Below are 19151 nucleotides of genomic sequence, written 5' to 3' on the forward strand. Positions count from 1 at the left end.
CTTTTAAAGAAGATTAACCGAATAAGAAGATGCGAATTCTTGTTGGCCTTCTAATTCTAACAATATCCTTACATCTACCAGCTCAAGAGACCAGTGATAAGCCGTTTCAAGTGTTAGTTGCACAAAACGCGAATGTATACGGCACACCGGTTGAGGCTCTCCATTATATAGATGACGTAACTTCCATTGAAATCAAAGAGGGTGGCTTTGTAAGTTTGGTTCATAGGGGTGGCACCACTTATGAGCACACTGAAACAATTTTCACCTTTTACTTAAAACCACACGAGCTGAGAAATAGAAGCAAACGGCCTAATCTTGAGCTTTTATATATGGATGATGCCATTCTTGATCCAGCGAAAGTAATCACTGTCCTATATCCACCTTTTGACCCTACTGGATTCATTACCTGGAACGAAAATGAGTCATTTGCCTTGTACTGGTACCTACAAGACAAACCAGTTCTAAATTACATCTTATCCGTTAGTGATAACAAAGGCAATAAGATTCAAGACTTTCGAACGAGTCATAATAATTATACATTAAAGCCAGAAACGTATGGCTTAAGTGATGGAGTCTTTACGTTTAAAATAAGTAGCTCCTTTGCGGGTGAGACTATGGAATCCAAAACCTATACGGTTCAACTTCAGGCAGGAACAGAATATGTGGTAAAAGCAACAGATTTAATTCTAAAAGCTCTGGACTTGGAGTATAGCCCTGATCTGGCACTACCTGTCTGGCAAGAAGCATTGGCCATGCCCAATGGAGAATTCTACAAGCCTCTTTTTATAAAATTTCTGAATAGAAATGAAAGTATTCTTAGCGCTAGTGGTCAAGATGTACAGCTGCTTCTTTCGCAAAATAAGTAAGGATCATATCTGCACCTGCTCGCTTAATAGACAAAAGAGATTCCATCATAGCCTTTTCGGCATCCAGCCATCCTTTTTCTCCCGCAGCTTTTATCATGGCATATTCTCCCGAAACATTATAGGCAGCAATCGGAATGTTAAAACTTGACTTCAATCGTTGAATGATATCCAGGTAGGCAAGCGCAGGTTTAACCATTAATACATCAGCACCTTCATTAAAATCAAGCTCTGCTTCAATAATTGCTTCATCGCTATTTGCAGGATTCATCTGGTAGGTTTTCTTGTCCCCAAACTTGGGAGCAGAATCCAGTGCATCTCTGAAAGGGCCATAAAAAGAACTTGCATACTTGGCCGTATAGCTCAAGATGCCTGTGTTTATATAACCTTGTTCATCAAGGACATTTCTTAAGTAACCGACTCTGAAATCCATCATATCAGAAGGACCAATCATATCGATACCGGTCTCTGCCTGAGCGAGAGCCATCTGACCTAAAATATCCAGCGTCTCGTCGTTTAGGATTCTGCCATCTTCCACAATGCCATCATGGCCATCGCTACTATATGGATCCATAGCCACATCAGTAATGATGAGTGCCTCAGGGAACTCTTTTTTGATTTTAGTGAGCGTCTTCAGGTAGAAGAAATCAGGATCATAGCTTTTGGTGGCTGTCTTATCTTTATACTTCTCTTCCACAACAGGAAATACATCGAACCCTTTGATGCCCATTTTGAGACATTCCTCGATCTCTTTCAGTATCAGATCTTCAGAAAGACGAAAAATACCGGGCATACTTTCTACTTCAGATTTCTTTTTGCTTCCTTCCAAAAGGAACAGCGGGAAGATGAAATCATTTGTAGTAAGCGTAGTTTCCTGAGCTAAGTCTCTTAATGCCGCAGATGCTCTGTTTCTTCTTGGTCGCCTCATGGCTGCAAAGATATTCGCAAAATTTTGCCATCGGTACCACTGGCATATCCAACTTTTCCTTTTATGCAGATCGCCCAATAGTTAGCTGAGTCAAGGTTAATCCAGTTTTGACCCAGATCAACTGTGTAATCTATACCGTTAGGACCACAGACAAAGGCAAGGGTTTCATTGTCAGTTTTGGTGATTGCGCTTCCATAAAAAGCACCTACTGTTTGTGGTTGATTGGACCGTTTCCAAGTTGCCCCTCCATCCATTGAAAAGGCACAATTATTTGTGTAATCATCAGAAATTAAAAGATCACCACCCGTAACAACCCCTATATCTCCAATGAAGGAAACTGAAGTATTTCCGGCAGCATCACCGGTTACCAAAGGAGAACTTATTTCCATCCATGATTGGCCATAATCTTCAGTAATCAAAAATCTGCAGTTACCTCCTGCACCTGTGGCTATCCATGCTTTACCATTTTCACCGGCCGTCACACATGTACCACTGGCTGCAAAGCCTCCCTCTCCATTACCAGCAAGGGGCATATTGACTGTGTCAGCGCGATTCCAGCTTTTTCCTCCATCGCTGGTAAGCAGGATGTATGGGTAATCATCAATGGCATCCCCGTATGCAATGCCTCTTTCATCATCCCAAAAATCAATGCAGTCAAGAAATCCTAAAGAATCTTGCATCACAAAATTTTCTTCCCATTGATTAGGCTCAGTGAACGTAAAGATTCTGGAAAGAGAACCAGGACCGGCACTCATCAAAATCGCCTTGCTCTCATTAAATCCATGCACATCTCTAAACTGTAAGCTATCCCCAGTAGGATGATTGAAAAGCTCCCAGCTTTCTCCTGAATCCCTGGTTCTCACAAATGTTGCATCATGACCACTGATCCACGTGGTATTTTCATCAACGATGCTTATGGCTTGAAGTAACGATTCGGTGGGGCTATCCAGTGGTTCGATTGTTGGCTCAAGCTGTTTGGTTGAACAATGAGCCAATAATAAAATGGGGATCAGGACGAACAAATATTTCATACAAGTTGAGGTTCGTTTTGAATGGAATTTTGGATAGCAGAAATCCATTTTACAAAAAGTTTTTGTTCCAGTGATTCTACAAATAGTGCATGTTGTTTCCAGTCCCCGAAGAATTTATCCATCTGCATAATCATTTCTTCCAGATGTCCTTGCTCTTCAACTACAATCATACGGACGCTTATTTTGCTATCCGTTTCCCTTAATACTTCTTCATAGATTGGATAGAGTTCGTCAGCACGAACTTCAATCGCATAGGTCACTAAGAGATATGCTGCATACCTAAGTTCATTGCCTGAAAATCCAAGCTCATTTTTCAGATACCTACTTATAAAAGTATCCAGTGTATGTAAGTACTGAGAGCTTTGAACTGGTGCCAATAGTTCGTGCACCTGATACGTTTGACATCCCTGAAACCCTGTCTTTTTAATTTGACTTTTTAAGTAATAGGCATGACGCGCTTCTTCCGCTGCATGCTTCAATACTATTTCATCCACTAACTGATCATGCTCACAAGCTGAGATCTTTCGCGCTCCAGTATTCTCCATCATGGAAAGGGAGTTGAGCCACTTAGCATGTAGTTCTGGTGATGATACAATTTGCTTGATGATTTGTCTTAAATCCATGTGCTTTTGAATTGAGATTCAAAGCTAGTATGCACCGGTGATAACTTGTGTTGAATTGCTTTACTTTTAAAATGATTTTCAGGATTAAAAATCATCTAAAGAGCTAACGGTAGTCATTGTTTATGGATTTGATTCTATCCAATTTACTTGTTCAAATTTAAATAGCAAAGGTCATGTTTATCGGAAAAAAAGATCACATTCACACACGGAGTTTTAGACATAGAATTAGAGAAAATTTCCGTCCATTTTTTGATGAAAGTCATTTGATGGGACTCGATCCTTTCGATAATTCTAAGTTTTACCCACACCGAGAAGAAAAGAGGAAAAAAAGGAACTTAATAGACAAAATTCCTGCATAACTATACGGCCTTAATAGCCACTAATGACAAAATAAAAGCCGCTCCTCTTTTTATTAGCGGCAAAAAAAGAGCGCCTCATGATTGAGGCGCTCTATCCGTAGTAAAGAAGGAGAGATTAGGAATTTGTTTAGAGTACAAGCTGACCGATCTGCAATAAATCTTTGATCTTGTTTTCCTGATTTACATAGGCAACCACATCATCTCTTTGAACTTCAGCTACGATAATGTTCCCAACTTCCTCATGGACATTGCTGTAAATGTTGCGTTTGGCCATCGCCTCGCATTGCTTCACATTATCTGCCGTTGGCGTGAGGTAGTGGACTTTATCCGAGTGGAATCGATTAAGCAAGAAGATATGGATCAGTGTCATCAATCTTTTTCTTCTATAGCTGGAGACAAACGTGTTTTGATCCCTGATTGAAAGGATAGCCACCTTGTTACGATCAACCAATGTACTGAAGACGATATTGGCTATCATTTCTTTATTAGATGAAACGGAAAGTTCAAGTGTTGACGATCCCATGCTTTGGGGCTTTAATTTCACTTTTAGTTCCACATTAATTTCATTGATCGTTTTCCATTCGTGTAGCCATTTTTTAAGAGTCAATAGGGGCAATTCGGTGTGAAGCAGATGCTGAAATTGCGTGGAACCTTTACCCATGGCTCTTGTCGTCGCAGTTCGCCCTGATGATGCTGCAAGGGCTCCATCTAATCGGGTTCCACCAACTAAGGTCTGAGGAGTTTTATATGGCGAATCCAGCAATCTAAGCTTGCGCTGAACTTTAGCCAGTGCGAGCATGCCTTCATTGTTCAATGAATCTGAAAATTCCTCAGCGGCCAATCCGTCAATTTGGTGACCTCCGTACGTGATGAAATTAAAGACAAAGCCCATTTTAGCAAGTTCTGATGGAAATGCCATCATCTCTTCTTCCGTCATACCAGTAGAATCCCAATTAAATGAAGGGGAAAGATTGTAAGCCAACATTTTATCTGGAAACTCAGCATGAATGGCATCTGCAAACTTTTTCGCGTCTGCTAAGTCTGCGGTTTTTGTTTCCATCCATAAAATATCAGCAAAGGGTGCCACAGCCAAAGATTTCGCAATGGCGAATGGGATGCCACCTTTGATCTGAAAATAGCCTTCCGGAGATCGCATCGCATCACAGTTCCAGTAAAATGAAATCCCCAATTCTTTAAGATAGGCCTTAACATCAGCGATGGACATTTTTTCTATCTCGCACTCCCATCCAAGGGCAATGTCCAATTCAAGGCCATCGCTCATGGCAAGTACGATGGCTTGTTTTGCAGCATCACCAATGGTTTTTATTACAGCATCTTTTTCCCATTCTCCCACAACAAAGTCAATCAACTCATTAAGTGCTTTCTCAAAAGTGATGGCCTCATCTGTTTTAAGAATCTCTGAATACTCCTCAATTTTTTGTTCTATCCCAATGCCATTTAGCCATTTTCTTGCCTGTGAAGCTATGACTTGCTCACTATAAAGCATATGCCCATAGGTGTCAATGCCATATTCATTTAAAAGGGCATGTAGCGTTATAAGTACCGATTTGTAGCTTGGGATGTTTGGATTCGTAACGCCTAGTACAAATGGCTGATCACGTTCATCACTGATAGATTCCATCAAAGTGGCCGCCTCAGCATCGGTTCGTGCCACAATTATTCCCTCTACACGCATTACATCCAATTGGAAACGAGCTGCATTTAATCGCTTGATTTGCTCATCGCATGGAACAAGTACTTTCCCTCCCTGGTGTCCACACTTTTTGGTGCCCGGTTTCTGGTCTTCAATATGATAGCCTGGCACACCTGCCTCCACAAATCTTCTAACCAGGTTTCGGACGTGTGCATCACCTCCGTGACCTGTGTCCGCATCCGCAATGATGTATGGCGAAAAGTCTATCATGGGTGATTCCTTACGTTCGCCCTCAGTCATTTTACACCGATGAAATCGTTGATTTTTATCTGCTGCAAGTAGTGCCCTAACTATTGAGGCGGCTTCATTTGGCACCTGACTTAGCGGGTAGCTTGCAAGATCGGCACCCGGATCCTCATCTGCGGAACCTTTGGCGGAGGTAGCCCAGCCTCCAAGGTAAATTCCTTCGATTCCTGCACGCTTCATCATGACCGCCTGGCCAGGTGAATAAGGGCCAAAAGTGGTTATGGAAGACTTTTCTGAATATTTTTCCCTAAGCTTTTGAAAAAAATCTTTTGAAGCTGCTTTTGCTATTGAATAATCCTGAAAGATGGTTCCTTGCTGCTCTGCTACTTGTCTGGCAGTATAAAGGCGTTTGATGTCCTTAAATCTTGGTCTATTGAAGAATTCATTTGCTTCTTCAACTGCGTTCTGTATGATAGTAGTTTCAGTTTTCATGCGTATGTTGGTTTAAGCGTCACCAAATCCAGATTAGCTGTGATTCGATGGCCAGTAGTTTTTAATTGTTGGAAATATGCGTCAACACGTTCCTCAGCAATCTTGAAGTCTGTGTTGTTTAAGTTCAAATTGAGCAGGTCTATATACCACGGGGCTTTGGTTGAGTCATGAACCAGCCGTGAGACAATCATCTTAGAAATCGGCAGGGTTGTCAATTTGGAGTCATTATGAACATCACGATTGTTCGCTTTCATCAGTTTTTCAAACTCTTCTTCAAGCAAGCGATCAAACAATGCTCTTGTAAAAGGTTCTCCTTTTACTAGGTTGACCTCTTTATCTGCTTCCGTTATTTTGGCTTTTTTATGCACCCACTCCCACAGGACGCTCACTCGAATTTCTCCTGTTGCCATATCTTCCATGAGGTAGAGTATGTTATCATCACCGAAGAAGTCTGCCGGCTTAAGTGCAGCTGCCTGAAATCCTTGTAAAAAGGCATTACCGTACTGCAATGCAACACTTAACAGATTTCTTGCTCCTCGAATGGTTCTAGGTGAATCTGCCAAGTTCATGAGTTCCTTTTCATCTTTTTCTGTGTAGGTCAGCGGATCAAATGTTCTTCCCAACTGGTTTGCGACACCTACTTTTTCCCAGACAGGACGAATGATGTGCACCATTTTCCAATGTGCAACCCACTTTCCTGATGCTCCGGCCTGTTGTTCTCGTTCAGCTCCGGCTACAGCTTTTTTCATGCTTTCTTCAACACCCTTTTCGCCACCTACTGGAATATTTGGTTCCATTCCTCCTTGCCACAATGCAAAATTCCCATTCTTGTCAGGGGTGTTAACCGTTCGTCGAACCCGATCTTCATAGGCAGCCATATAGCTGTAATCCATTGTGATGGATTCGATGTTTGGGTTGATGAAGTACGGTACTCCAGCCAATGCATCGGATACACTATTTATGTAATCCCATCGGCCGGTATTGAATCCTACAAAGTGCTTGCCAAGGGCAGCTCGTATTTCCATGAGCTGCATGGCGGCCTCCAACTGCTCAACAAGCACATACGTTTTAATCGTGCCCTCTTCAATCTCTAGATGAATTTCTAATGCAGTTATTAATTCGTTCCAAAAAGCTGCTTCATCTGCCGTTTGAATTTTGGGGAAATACAGCACAACAGATCGACCTCTTGATAAAAGTTTTTTATAGTTGTTGACAACATAAAGCGTTAAGTCTGTGATAGAGGCAGAGAAAGAATCTCCATCCTCCATGGTAATGTGTCGATCATCCAGGTGAAGTCCCCTCACCCGGTAAATGATGGTAGTAAAGTCAAGTTGTTGTTGTGAGTCAGCTACAATTTCTTTTCCGAAAAAGCCATTTGACCAATGGTTCATTTCCTGAGCAACTTGTTTGGCAACTTCAAGAAAAACCGGATCTTGATGAATGGCTAGTTTGAGATTTCGAATATTATCCAAAGACATGGAGTCTATTTGTCCAAGCGCATCTTCTCCATCAAACATCCAGCCGTCTGCACCAGAAAGAAGAGCGTAGGCCACATTTCGAATGCTTGACTTTAAAGAAGCATTTGGTTTGGCAGCCGGTCCGGTACCCTGAATCCACTGGCATTGCAAGTCCTCAGGGATAGTTGCTCCTTCAAAGTTGCCATCACGAGCATCTTTAACAGTAAGTGAACTGTTGCCAATGATTTTTTCCTCTGGAAGAAAATGGGGCGTATCACCAGACTCGATTCGAACTTTTCTTCGATCCGAACGAAGATTCATTAGCTCCTTCTGCTGTGCATTAAAGACGGCCAGGTATTCAAGAGCAGTTAGCGCATCATCTGTGTAGATATCTCGATAAGCAATTAATCGATCCGGGGGAATATGTAGCTGTGACATAGAATTGAATTTTCATCAAATATATAAAAATTATCTATAAGCGGAAATTCCGCTAATATTATTTTTTACTCTTTAATATCTAAATTCACCGAATGATTTCGGATAATGACATTTTGAAATTGATATTGGGGTTTAAGGTGAAGCACTTGCGATCTAAGGTGGGGATTTCTTATCAGGCATTGTCCGATCAGACAGGATTATCGGTTTCTTACCTCAATGACATTGAAAAAGGGAAAAAATATCCCAAGCCGGATAAGATTCGTGCCTTGGCCAAGGCTTTTGAGGTAACGTATGATGAACTGGTAAGTACCCAGGCAGATAAAAAGCTGCGACCAGTTGTAGAGCTATTAAATTCAGGGTTTTTTAAATACTTTCCTACAGAAGAGTTTGGCCTTAATCTGGAAAAGGTAATTGATATTTTTAGTAACGCTCCGGATAAGATCAGTGCATTCATAAGTACCATATTGAAAATGGTCAGAAGCTACCAGATTGAAAAAGAGCACTTTTATCGTGTGGCACTTCGGTCCTATCAGGACATGCACGATAATTATTTTCAATCGTTGGAATCGGCTGCAGCTGATTTTCGAAAAAGCGCTGGAATCAAAAGTATAACTCCTTCACTCTCGACATTAAAGAAATTACTAGCTAAGAATTATGCAATTCAAATAGATGAGGTAAGGCTCGGCGAGCATAAAATGCTGCAGCGGATTCGATCCTTTTATTCTACAGAAAAACGGACGCTATATTTAAATAATCAACTAAGTGATGAACAGCAGAAATTTGTTATTGCGAAAGAAATCGGATTTCAACATCTAGCACTGGCAGAGCGCCCATTTGAAACGACACTAAATAAGGAAGCATCGTTTGAGAAGCTGCTTAACAACTTCAAAGCGTCTTATTTTGGTGCTGCTTTTTTGATGGATGCTGATGAACTTGTGAATGACATTAAGGAAATGGCGCTTTCGACTGCCTGGAGTCCGAATCATATTGAGCGATTGATAAAAAAATATCAAGTAACTCCGGAAACGTTACTGCAACGATTGACGAACATATTGCCTAAACACTTTGGCATTGATGACCTATTTTTCATTCGGTTGGATAGCACCAAAGGCCTTGTCAATTACCGAATTACCAAAGAACTACATCTATCTGGTTTACATCAACCGTATCAGAATCAACTCGAAGAGCACTTGTGTCATCGGTGGGTTTCCATTAGTAGTATTAAGCAGCTCAATGGATCTAAATCAGATCATGTTGTTGATGCGCAGGTTTCTGAGTACTGGCAGTCGAATAATGCTTATTTCTGTATTTCAATAGCCGAACCAAGTAGGTTTGATAATCAGAATGGTACAAGTGTAACCATCGGGCTGTCTATGACGGATACGCTAAAGGGGGCTTTTAATTTCATGAAGGATGATGGCCTTAGAAGACGGACGGTTCATACAACCTGTGAGCAGTGTTCGATATCTGACTGTGAGCATCGTGTCGCACCACCTACGATCGTTAATAAAAGAAACCTTGAGGAAGAGCTGGAAGAGGAGTTAAAGAAACTTTAATAAAGTTGAAGGAGGTAGTTATTATTCCACGACAGGAATATTTTCTCCAAATGGAATAGAACAGGTAGGTGGTAAACTTGTTATTCATAAGTGTTTTTCCACTGATTTTGCGTAGGAGGAAGAGCACGTTCCGATTTGTTGATTAGGCGATTGGTAGATTTATTCGATTGAAGATAATGAATTCTAACTCACCCCTGAATTTCTTCAGAAATTCCTTACCCTCTCTAATATTAGAGAGGGGTTAGGGGAGATTTGATAGGGTTTGGCTTACGGCGAATTTTACGGAGGAGGAAGAGCGTCAGTTTTCTTTTAATTCACCATTGATCTGCTCAATGAGTGCAATAATACTTTCTCTTACACGCTGAGCCCTGAGCTGAACTGAGGCGTTTTCCAGGCCTTTGACATTTACAATTTTGATGAAATCAGCATCCGTTTTTAGAGTACTGTAATCTTCATTTGAAATCATAAAATTCATGTAAAACCGCTTACTTAAATCCTGATGCATCTGGAAGTACTTGTGCAAAACAGGTTGGACATGCTGAGAATTAAACCTAATTCGCTCTTCTTCATACCTCTTGTAGTAGGGGTATAAACTTTCATAATGAGTTGATATGTTAAGTCTCAAGCTATCATTTAAAACAAGTTCTAATCCCTTAGAGAGCAGCAAACTGAAGCCACTTTTATTGGGACTAAAATGTGGCGTCACCCGAAGGTTTGTGACGAGGAATTGAAAACGATCGGTGGGTGCTTCATTCTGATCAAGGAATTCCACAATGTCGATACAAGCCTCGTTAATTTCATCCATTATGCCTAAATCTTCATCAATTTCAAGGAGATCTGCCTGAAGATTACTTCGAATTTCTGCAAGTATCTTTTTCTCTAGTATTCTTGCTTTTGCATAGTCTTTGGCCGTATCAATCTGCACGGCAATCAATATTCCGATTACCACCAGCATAATCTCCCCAATAGCGTACAAGAGATAAGTGGTAAACTTGTTGTTCTGCATAAGCTTTCGACGGATTTTGCGGAGGAGGATGAGCATTACTTAGTAATTGGCTTTTTCTGTATCGATGATCGCTATTAGATCAAATGACATCTGCTTCATTTCCACCATTTGCTGATTCATCTTGGTAAATTCTGCCAATGCCATTACAAAACCATTCTTTTGTCTGAGATCATCTAATTGAGCAAGATCTTCTCTTTTAATTTCGGTATTCTCTCCCATTTGCCCGTTGGTGGTACGATAGAGGTAATTTTTGTAGAGTTTGTAATGATCCACTGATTCGTAAGATGGAAGAAAGAGGGCTACCTCAGAATCAAATCGAAAATGGGCTTCTGTGGCTTTCATGAGTAAATACTGAGCTTCCAAATTCAATAAGCCGGCTTTAATGTCCTCATTGGATATTAGTGCAAAATTCCCGGTATTGACCAGTTCTTTGAACGTGTTGTTCGTTTGAAAGAAACGCTCCCATGTGTAGATGGGGAGCATCTTATCGAAAATGAGTTCAGGGTTTTCTAGCTCCTTGCCTTCGTAATACTCCAGTATTTCCAACGCATATTCAATTAGTTGTACCCTGTTACCAATGTAACTGTCCAACTCTTCGTTATTGAGGATAAGGTCCTTCTTGATATTCGTGAGGTAGTGAAGCTCAGATGCGCGCCTTTTTCGAACGTCGTTCCAGTTGTTAATGCTGACGGCAATCAAAATCCCAATCACCACGAGAATAATTTCTCCAATGGCATACAAAAAATAGGTAGTGAATTTGTTATTCATAAGTGTTTTGCGTCTGATTTTTCGGAGGAGGAAGAGCATAGATTTTTCTATTTCCTTAGGGTTTCATCAAAAAGCTTATAGATCCGTCTGTATTCATCTGACCAGCTGGAGGCTTCTCTAAATCCATGACCTTCGAGTGGGAATACAGCGAGCTCCCAGTTTTCCTTTTTCAATTCAATCAATCGCTGTGAAAGGCGAACCACATCCTGAAAGTGCACGTTGGTATCGATCATGCCGTGAAGAATAAGCAAGTTTCCTTTGAGTCCCTCTGCAAAATAAATGGGTGAGCTTCTGGCATAGGCAAGACTATCTTCCAGCGGTGTGTTAAGGATATTGGCTGTATATGGATGATTGTAGTGTGCCCAGTCAGAAACCGGTCTTAGGGATGCACCACTTTTGAAAACATCCGGAGTGGTAAACATGGCCATAAACGTAATAAATCCACCGTAAGACCCTCCATAAATTCCAATTCGATCCTCATCAATGCCTTTCTGCTCTACCAGGTATTTCACTCCATCCACTTGATCATCCAGGTCTTTACCGCCCATGTGTCGGTAGATGCCAGTTCTCCAGTCCCTTCCATATCCTCTACTCGCCCGGAAATCAATGGCCAAGACCGTGTAGCCATTATCACGTAAAAAATTATGAAACATGTATTCGCGGTAGTAAGATGGCCACCAGTAATGAACATTTTGGGTATACCCTGCTCCATGGACAAATACCACTGCCGCTCCATTTTTCTTGTCAGCTTCCGGCTCGTACAGAGTTGCTGGCACTTCCACACCGTCTCTTGCTGTAAATCGGATAATCTCCGAATCCAGCCAATTGTATGATTTAAATGCCTCGGTAGTTGATTCGGTCAGTTGGGTCATAGATGCGCCAGCCTGATTAGGCATGACATACAATTCCCACGGTTTGTTGGTGTACCCATATCGGATCGCTAGTTGCTGCTCATCCGGTGAGATGGTTGTTTGATGACCTCCTTTCAACGAAGTGATTTGAGTCATTTCACCCCCCTTCACCGGCATGTGATAGAAGTGTATTTCATGTGGGCTTACCTTATTGGAGGTGATGAAGAACGTCTCCTTGTTTCTGGAGAGCTGAACATCCAAAATTTCAAATTCACCTTTTGTCAATGCTTTAATTTTCCCGGTTTTTACATTGGCAGTATAGAGATGGGCATATCCTGATTCTTCTGATTTGAACCAAATGTTATCATTGTCAATCCATTCAATGGTAGGTCGCGAAAACCACCCGATTCCATCACCAGCAATCCATGCATCGTCATGTTGTCGGTCAATTAAGCTTAGCTTGGCAGTATTCAGGTCCAGGAGCATGATCCATCGGTCTTTGTAGTCTTCCGAGGTGATGTTCACCACCGCTTTGCCATCCTCAGAGAATACCGGCAACCCAATTGAAACACTCCTTGGCTCTTCATACATTGGATTCCAGGTTTCACCCTCTTTTACATATTCTTGCTTATAGATCGGCTTGTCATAAATGCCTTCAATATCCTTGGTTTCGATTTGTGTGTTTTCATCGTTTTCCAGATTGAGTACCCAGGTTTCGAATTTGTCTTGTTTTCCTCCTACTTTGGTCCGGGCATTCAGGTCTGTTGTATAGCCGGATTGTGTCACATAATCAGGAACGATAGTTCGTTTTTCTTTTGCTTCATCCTGCAAACGGTAAACAATGAATTTCATGTTGGGAGAAATGGTCATCCCAACCATGCGCTTAGAACCTATGTAAATGGTCTCTGGTCGATCAGGAGCTGATTGTTCAGACCGATATTTTCGTGCATCTGATTCATTTTTGCGTTTTCTCAGAATATCAAAGTAGGCCAACTGATCCTGTTCCAGCCATTGATCCTGTTCGCTCTCCTTAGGTTCATTTTCGCTTCCAGCCTTAAAGTCCGTTAATTGTCTAGTCGTACCCTCACTGATGTTCCATTGAAACAGGTTGTTCCCGATTTGGTATACGATTTGGCTATCATTTGAAGCAAAAACAGGATTGGATTCCCTTTCTAAAGTATTGGTAATTTGCTTTGTTTCATACGTGGATAAGTCTTTCAGAAACAGATCCCCATTTTTTTCATAAACTTTCCAACGATAATCGGCACTATAATCTCCATCGGCTGATCTGGCAAGCAATTCCTCTGGAGTCAGTTTAGTAATTTCTTTGGTTGTAATATCGGCTTGGTAGGTGGACCGAATGGTGTCCATTTCCGGATTCCAGCTAAAATCAATCGCTTTACTGTCATCCGTCCATCGAATACTGGTAGGAAGATAACCGACAAAGGCCTCTCCCTGCATTATCTGATCGATGGTCAGGGCAGATTGGTTTTGTGATTGTGATACAGCGAATTGACATGAAAATGTCAGGAGTAATAGAATGGTATCTCTCATTTTAGGATAGGTTAGTCTTACTAAGATACACCGATATCAATGAGTTTGAAGCAAATTATCCGGTGGATTAAGGTCTAATTCTTCTATTCTATTGAGGTTTCTGTCTCAATAAAGCTTCTTGTTCACAAAAGGGATCAAGGCAAGAATAACCGCTTGTTCATAATATTCAGTTCTTCCCAACAAACCGTTTGATAATGATCCAACTGCTCCTCCTTTTTGCTTGGAATTATGCTCTTCAAACACCTGATCATTAGCATGACCAAGTTCTACGCCCTGAAGAACTAATTCCCTCACCTTGGGTGGTAGATAAAACGTGCTTGTTCGTGACTGACCTTTCTGGTTTTTGGATAAAATCACCACCCATGCAAAGGCTTCCATACCGTCAGAAGTGTCTTCAATTCCTCCCTCAATGCCTACCCAAAAATCGGCATCAGGTACTTCTTTTTTTACAAATTCCGCACGGTTTTTAGCTCCCTGTAAGGTTTCTGAATTGGTCATGGGCTGATCGGAGACACCAGAAGGTGCCGAGATTCCTTCAATCTCAATTGCTTCAGTAGGAAACATTTGATTGAATCCATTACGAGCACTATTGATTTTTACCGGATTTTTAGAAGCGACAATGACTTTCATTAACCAATTTTTCCATCCTTATCAATGTCCTGACCTACATGTTTTTCCAGCACATGTAAGGTATCCATGAGAAGCTTTCGAGTGGCTACCAATTCATTTTCCAGAAGTTCGACGCGTTCCTCCAGCGAAGCTGACTTCACTTTTTGATTTTCAATTTGATCCTGCTGTATTAAATCCCAAAATAGTCCCATGATTGTGAGTTTACGATGATTGATTATTCAGTTTTGGTCTCCTCTAAGATTTCACTGATAAGCTCAAGTGTTTGAGACTGATATATATTGTATAATCCAGAGGTTAACATCAAATTATGAGCGACCAGATTCTCAAATTCAATGGACTGGAAAAGCATTTCATTATTTTGTGGGAATGTACTCCGACCAAATCTACTTGAAAATAGGGTGTTTCGGGCTGAGCCATTTTCAGTCAAGAAATCCATTGTTCTGTTAAACATGCTCGTTTCAAGTTGATACCACTCTCTTAAATTTTCATAGTGCTGCTCCCATTGATGAAGCAGTGCCTTTAGTTGTTGATTCTTTAGAGCTTTCAGCTGGCCTGAATTTCTGAGATCCGTGAGAACAAAAGTGCTCGGATTCCAGGTAGGGTTGTCGTAGATTCTATTGACCAAAGTATCCACCAGGATCGTATCCGGTAAAGGCTTGGATGCATGTATATAGCTCATTATTTGGGAACAGGCTCTTATCTTTCGTTCCAACCTGGCAATTTGGCTATTTAGCGATTCAACATTAGTAGTAAATTCTTCATTTAAGTTGGCGATTATCTGAGCTTGTTCATTTTCAAACCGTACCTGTTCATTCCATCGGTTTAGTCCGAAGGCTCCTAAAATGCCGATGGTGATCACCAGAATCTCTAGTAGATATTCCGGCCATTTTTGTGAGAGGGTGGTAAGGATCTTTTTCATACAATTAAAATTTGTGCTTTTCCAACTGAGTTAATATTTCATTGAGAGACAATATCGCATCGGCATATAATTCTTTTTGTGTGTCAGACTGATATTGACGTGCGATGATTAATGTCTCAAGTGTCCGGTCTGCAAGTAAGGATTTTGTGTCGATTTCAGGGGCGGGTCTGGGGTCATCTTTGTATTGCTCACTGGAAAAGCTGAAGGTATTGGATTGGCTCCATAAGTAGGCGTATTTATCAAAAATCAAGGGCTCATATTTATCGCGTATGAAGTTGTTGGAAATATTTTCTCTGGCAATGATTTTCTCGGTGAGCGAGTAGTACTCTCTGATTTTTTGCTGCAATTCATTTTCAAAAAGTGTGAGACCGCCGGAATTATCGAGGGCATTGAATCCTGTTTTGTTGGGAGAAAAATTGTACTCAAGAATGAGTGAGACGATGTAGTTGCTTGTGTTCGAATCAATCGGTTCCAGTGTTTTAAACTGGCGAAAAAGACGAATGCATGAGTTAATGTTAGCCTCCATTTGGTCATTCAACTCTTTTAAATCTTCCAAGTCGGCTTTCATGTCCTGAATCAAGACTTGCTTGTGTACTTCAGCGGTATTTTGAAGTTTTCTGTTTTCATTCCAGGTGTTAAGCATAAAAGCACCGAGAATACCAATAGTGATGACCAGAATCTCAAGAATATATTCCGGCCATTTTTGGGAGAGGATGGATAGGATGCGTTTCATATTGTCTGAATCACGGATTTGATGGATTTATTGATTTCGCAGATGTTTGGAGGGAGATAAGACCAATCTCTTGAAAGTTAAGCTCTTTGAACCGAAGTTGATAAGTAGACCAACTTCTAGTCGATATGCTTTCAAATAATTTAGCGCTTGAGCTAGGTGAACATCTTCCAGTTCTTTGATGGCCTTAATCTCTACAAGGACTTTTCCGTCAACAACAAAATCAGCTCTACGAGTGCCAATGGGTTCTCTCAAGTCTTTGTAAAAAATCTCTTGTTCAATTTCTCTTGCGAACTCAAGGTTTCGTTGACTCATTTCATAGGCTAAGGCCCGCTGATAAATGACCTCTTGAAATGCGCAGCATTCACGAATTCTATAAAGAATAGAATTAAATAAATGAGTAAATCCATTGCCTAGAAAAGAATGAACATCGAATGATGCACCTATTATCTTTTCAGTAATGTCTTTATGAAGTAAATCTGTGCTCATCCAATTATCAGGTTCATCTGTGTTTCAGACTGGTATTCCGGCCATTTTTGGGAGAGGATGGATAGGATGCGTTTCATATCAATTCAGTATCTGTCCAATTAAACTTACCAGGAAAATACTGAGGAGAAACCACCCCACGAACCCCTGAATGATTGTAACATATCGAGCTAAACCTCGTGTGGGAATCTCACCAAATCCCAAAGTGGAGAATGCATTTAAGCTAAGTGTGATCGCATTCAAACATCGAATAATCAGGACATAAATCAGATAGATCACAAGGTAAAGACCAATCAGGATGCTGGTTCTAACTTGCTTGGCTTTTGGCAATTGATCCCATTCGCCTTTCAAGATGTCGCCGCTGGCCAAGAGTCTTCTGGATAGATTGAATCGGCTAACAGACACACGATAAAGCGGCTTACTCAACCATTGAAAATAGATGGGGAGCCTCTTCTCACTACTACTAATGAATTGATGAAACTCCTCATAGTCTTTGTAGTCTTCCTTCGCTTCTTTTTCGAACAAATCAGACAGACCCTCTTTTGATGTGAAGTAGCTTCCGAGGTAAGAGAGCCTTCTCATCATCGTGCGATTATTTGTAGTGTTCCAACTACTCGGGAAGAAGAAGTAGAATATACTGAAAGCCAAGACCACCTGAAAGAACACGATAATCGCTTTTTCTGGACGGGTGCCATAGTCACTGAATGCTCGTGTAAACCGATTGATCTGGTACGCAAAGAAATTAGTGAATGAAGGATCCTGGTTATATAGCAACTTAGATCGAGCGGTGACCTTGTCTCTCATTTCAATGTAGCAAGCATTGTACGAGGTGAGCTCGCCACGAGATTTATAGACTTCCAGCAAGGTGTAATAACTAGCAATCAGGTTGTCGAATCGCTGGGTATCCATAATTTCCTCTTTGCTTTCAGCTTTGTATTTCACTAAGTCCTGGTCGCGATCCCATCCTATGGGAAGATCCAATGCCAAAGCATTTTCTATGTTGTGAAAAGGAATGTAGGTATGAAGCTCTGGAAAGTCTGTGCCGATAAGCTCTAGTGCTGGAAGGCTCGTATTCTGCAACTGGAAACTGTTGGATATCGTAACGTTGGACAATCTCATCCCATAACGAACGTTGGTGCTGTCCATTCTAAACTGTGTGAATTTTCCGTTCACAAAGAATTGTGATAAATCTGAATTAAGGATTCGGATCCCTGCATCCGTGTTTCCGGAGGTGATAATTAAGTCCTCTTTGATGCTCGTATTTGCGATGTAGAATCCCATGTTTTCTTGAGGCCCGTACAAATGCAATGATTTCTCGAAATCACAGTCTACAAACTGCAATACATTTCTACTTTGAATATCCCACATGCTCATATCGTCTTTGAAAACACAGCCAACAAAACCTGCACGATTCTGAGCCATTCGCGATATGGTTAGCCACCCATTAAATTGGATACTAGTCAAGCGCCTGGGCATAGTGCCAGGCCCTTTTCTATCTCCTGCGAAGTTTAGCCCAGAGACCCTTACAGGTTTGTTAACAATAAAAAGCGGCTCACTGGGTAGGCTGTCTGTTTCTTCGAAGGTGGTGGCGATCAGCCCGGTATCTTTTTCATAATCAAAGAATACATGCAGGTTATCCTGACGATAGACACTATCAGGCCAGTTGTTGATCTCTTCAAGCCATTCTCTGACGGAAGGTATTACTCTCCACTCCTCCTCTTGAGCCGCAAGGAGACAAGAAACAAAAAGTCCGATAATGGAAAATAGTTTTCTCAATTTTAGTCAGGGTTTATTTCCGAATCAATCAAATCTCAAGCAGGTATTCTGCCCATTTTTGTTTTAAGGTTTCCATGAGTTTTTTCATTGAACATATGGTTGAGTCAGAGAAATGATTGAATCGATCGTCATCATCAATTCTTCAGCTTCCTGATTTATTGGGGAGTTACCTGTTATTCGCCTCAAATCCCCTCGCCTCATATTCATGAGTTTCTCGAGTTTTACTCTGGCTTCATCAGCCAATGGTACTACCCGACCATTCTCTTTTCTATTTGAGAATTCGTTTAGATAAAGGTCATCAAAAATGTCTCGCTTTTCTTGGAGTTTGTTTTCTTCTTCCTTGTAGTCATCGTATTGATCATTCCAAGTGGAAATCAGCATCCTTAAATCAGTATTTTGTACCAAATCAATTTTACCTGAGTTGATAATCGATTCAATGCTTCCGTGCTTTGGATCAAATGACCACCTATGAAACACACGTCCGTACATTTTTTTGATGTCGGCCCAATTATCGACTGTTATTGGGAATAAATTCATGAGGCTATCAGCCAAATGGTGCTGCCTGTCAAAGGTCCTCATTACCTTTTCAAATTGAATTTTGTTGGCTTTAAATTCTTGATTTATGGCCGCCAAGTAGACACGTTCAGAAATCATGTCCTTTCTAGATTCATTCCAATTGTTCAAAGTAAAGGCTCCCAGAATACCGATGATTATCACCAGAATCTCCAGTAGATATTCCGCCCATTTCTGTTTTAAGGTTTCAAGGAGTTTTTTCATGTGTTAG

Annotated in this window: 17 protein-coding genes; 2 read left to right on the plus strand and 15 right to left on the minus strand. The window is 41.0% G+C overall.

Going from position 1 to position 19151, the window contains the following annotated elements; genetic code table 11:
• Positions 1–29: 29 nt before the first annotated feature.
• Complete coding sequence (locus ACOMC3_RS16385; protein ID WP_420316965.1) at positions 30–866, plus strand: hypothetical protein; 837 nt, start codon at positions 30–32, stop codon at positions 864–866.
• Here the strand turns inward: ACOMC3_RS16385 and hemB are convergent.
• The 5 genes from hemB to ACOMC3_RS16410 all read right to left on the minus strand — a co-directional run bounded on the left by hemB (position 823) and on the right by ACOMC3_RS16410 (position 8091).
• Positions 823–1791, minus strand: a complete 969-nt coding sequence (hemB, locus tag ACOMC3_RS16390) for a porphobilinogen synthase (protein WP_420316966.1) — start codon at positions 1789–1791, stop codon at positions 823–825. The two genes, ACOMC3_RS16385 and hemB, sit on opposite strands and share 44 nt — an antisense overlap.
• Positions 1788–2822 (minus strand): WD40/YVTN/BNR-like repeat-containing protein, encoded by a 1035-nt coding sequence (locus ACOMC3_RS16395; protein WP_420316967.1) that lies wholly within the window; start codon positions 2820–2822, stop codon positions 1788–1790. The genes hemB and ACOMC3_RS16395 overlap by 4 nt, the downstream gene beginning before the upstream one ends.
• Positions 2819–3445 carry a hypothetical protein gene (locus tag ACOMC3_RS16400; RefSeq protein WP_420316968.1) on the minus strand — a complete coding sequence of 209 codons (627 nt, stop codon included), beginning with the start codon at positions 3443–3445 and terminating at the stop codon, positions 2819–2821. The genes ACOMC3_RS16395 and ACOMC3_RS16400 overlap by 4 nt, the downstream gene beginning before the upstream one ends.
• 486 nt (positions 3446–3931) lie before the next feature.
• Positions 3932–6196 (minus strand): isocitrate lyase/phosphoenolpyruvate mutase family protein, encoded by a 2265-nt coding sequence (locus tag ACOMC3_RS16405; RefSeq protein ID WP_420316969.1) that lies wholly within the window; start codon positions 6194–6196, stop codon positions 3932–3934.
• Complete coding sequence (locus tag ACOMC3_RS16410) at positions 6193–8091, minus strand: malate synthase (RefSeq protein WP_420316970.1); 1899 nt, start codon at positions 8089–8091, stop codon at positions 6193–6195. Before ACOMC3_RS16410 ends, ACOMC3_RS16405 begins: the two co-directional genes overlap by 4 nt.
• A gap of 92 nt (positions 8092–8183) precedes the next feature.
• On the opposite strand from ACOMC3_RS16410, the gene ACOMC3_RS16415 reads away from it, so the two are divergent.
• Positions 8184–9647 (plus strand): helix-turn-helix domain-containing protein, encoded by a 1464-nt coding sequence (locus tag ACOMC3_RS16415; protein WP_420316971.1) that lies wholly within the window; start codon positions 8184–8186, stop codon positions 9645–9647.
• Between the two features lie 298 nt (positions 9648–9945).
• On the opposite strand, the gene ACOMC3_RS16420 is transcribed toward ACOMC3_RS16415, so the two are convergent.
• The 10 genes from ACOMC3_RS16420 to ACOMC3_RS16465 all read right to left on the minus strand — a co-directional run bounded on the left by ACOMC3_RS16420 (position 9946) and on the right by ACOMC3_RS16465 (position 19144).
• A complete protein-coding gene (locus ACOMC3_RS16420) occupies positions 9946–10653 on the minus strand; it encodes a DUF6090 family protein (protein ID WP_420316972.1) in 708 nt (235 codons plus the stop codon).
• Positions 10654–10692: 39 nt separating this feature from the next.
• Positions 10693–11421, minus strand: coding sequence for a DUF6090 family protein (locus tag ACOMC3_RS16425; RefSeq protein WP_420316973.1), 729 nt, complete (start codon positions 11419–11421; stop codon positions 10693–10695).
• Positions 11422–11468: 47 nt separating this feature from the next.
• On the minus strand, positions 11469–13826 hold the full coding sequence (locus ACOMC3_RS16430; protein ID WP_420316974.1) for an alpha/beta fold hydrolase: 2358 nt from the start codon (positions 13824–13826) through the stop codon (positions 11469–11471).
• A 105-nt stretch (positions 13827–13931) separates the two neighbouring features.
• Entirely contained in the window at positions 13932–14456 is a 525-nt protein-coding gene (yjjX, locus tag ACOMC3_RS16435) for an inosine/xanthosine triphosphatase (protein WP_420316975.1), read from the minus strand.
• Positions 14456–14647, minus strand: coding sequence for a hypothetical protein (locus tag ACOMC3_RS16440; protein WP_420316976.1), 192 nt, complete (start codon positions 14645–14647; stop codon positions 14456–14458). Before ACOMC3_RS16440 ends, yjjX begins: the two co-directional genes overlap by 1 nt.
• Positions 14648–14670: 23 nt before the next feature.
• A complete protein-coding gene (locus ACOMC3_RS16445) occupies positions 14671–15375 on the minus strand; it encodes a DUF6090 family protein (RefSeq protein WP_420316977.1) in 705 nt (234 codons plus the stop codon).
• A 4-nt stretch (positions 15376–15379) separates the two neighbouring features.
• The gene (locus ACOMC3_RS16450) at positions 15380–16108 is read right to left on the minus strand and encodes a hypothetical protein (RefSeq protein WP_420316978.1); all 729 of its coding nucleotides are present in this window, start codon (positions 16106–16108) and stop codon (positions 15380–15382) included.
• Between the two features lie 27 nt (positions 16109–16135).
• Entirely contained in the window at positions 16136–16594 is a 459-nt protein-coding gene (locus tag ACOMC3_RS16455) for a GxxExxY protein (protein ID WP_420316979.1), read from the minus strand.
• Between the two features lie 78 nt (positions 16595–16672).
• The gene (locus tag ACOMC3_RS16460; protein WP_420316980.1) at positions 16673–18367 is read right to left on the minus strand and encodes a hypothetical protein; all 1695 of its coding nucleotides are present in this window, start codon (positions 18365–18367) and stop codon (positions 16673–16675) included.
• An 84-nt stretch (positions 18368–18451) separates the two neighbouring features.
• On the minus strand, positions 18452–19144 hold the full coding sequence (locus tag ACOMC3_RS16465) for a DUF6090 family protein (protein WP_420316981.1): 693 nt from the start codon (positions 19142–19144) through the stop codon (positions 18452–18454).
• Between the last annotated feature and the right edge of the window lie 7 nt (positions 19145–19151).

This window comes from Ekhidna sp. (assembly GCF_965212185.1).
Lineage (GTDB): Bacteria > Bacteroidota > Bacteroidia > Cytophagales > Cyclobacteriaceae > Ekhidna.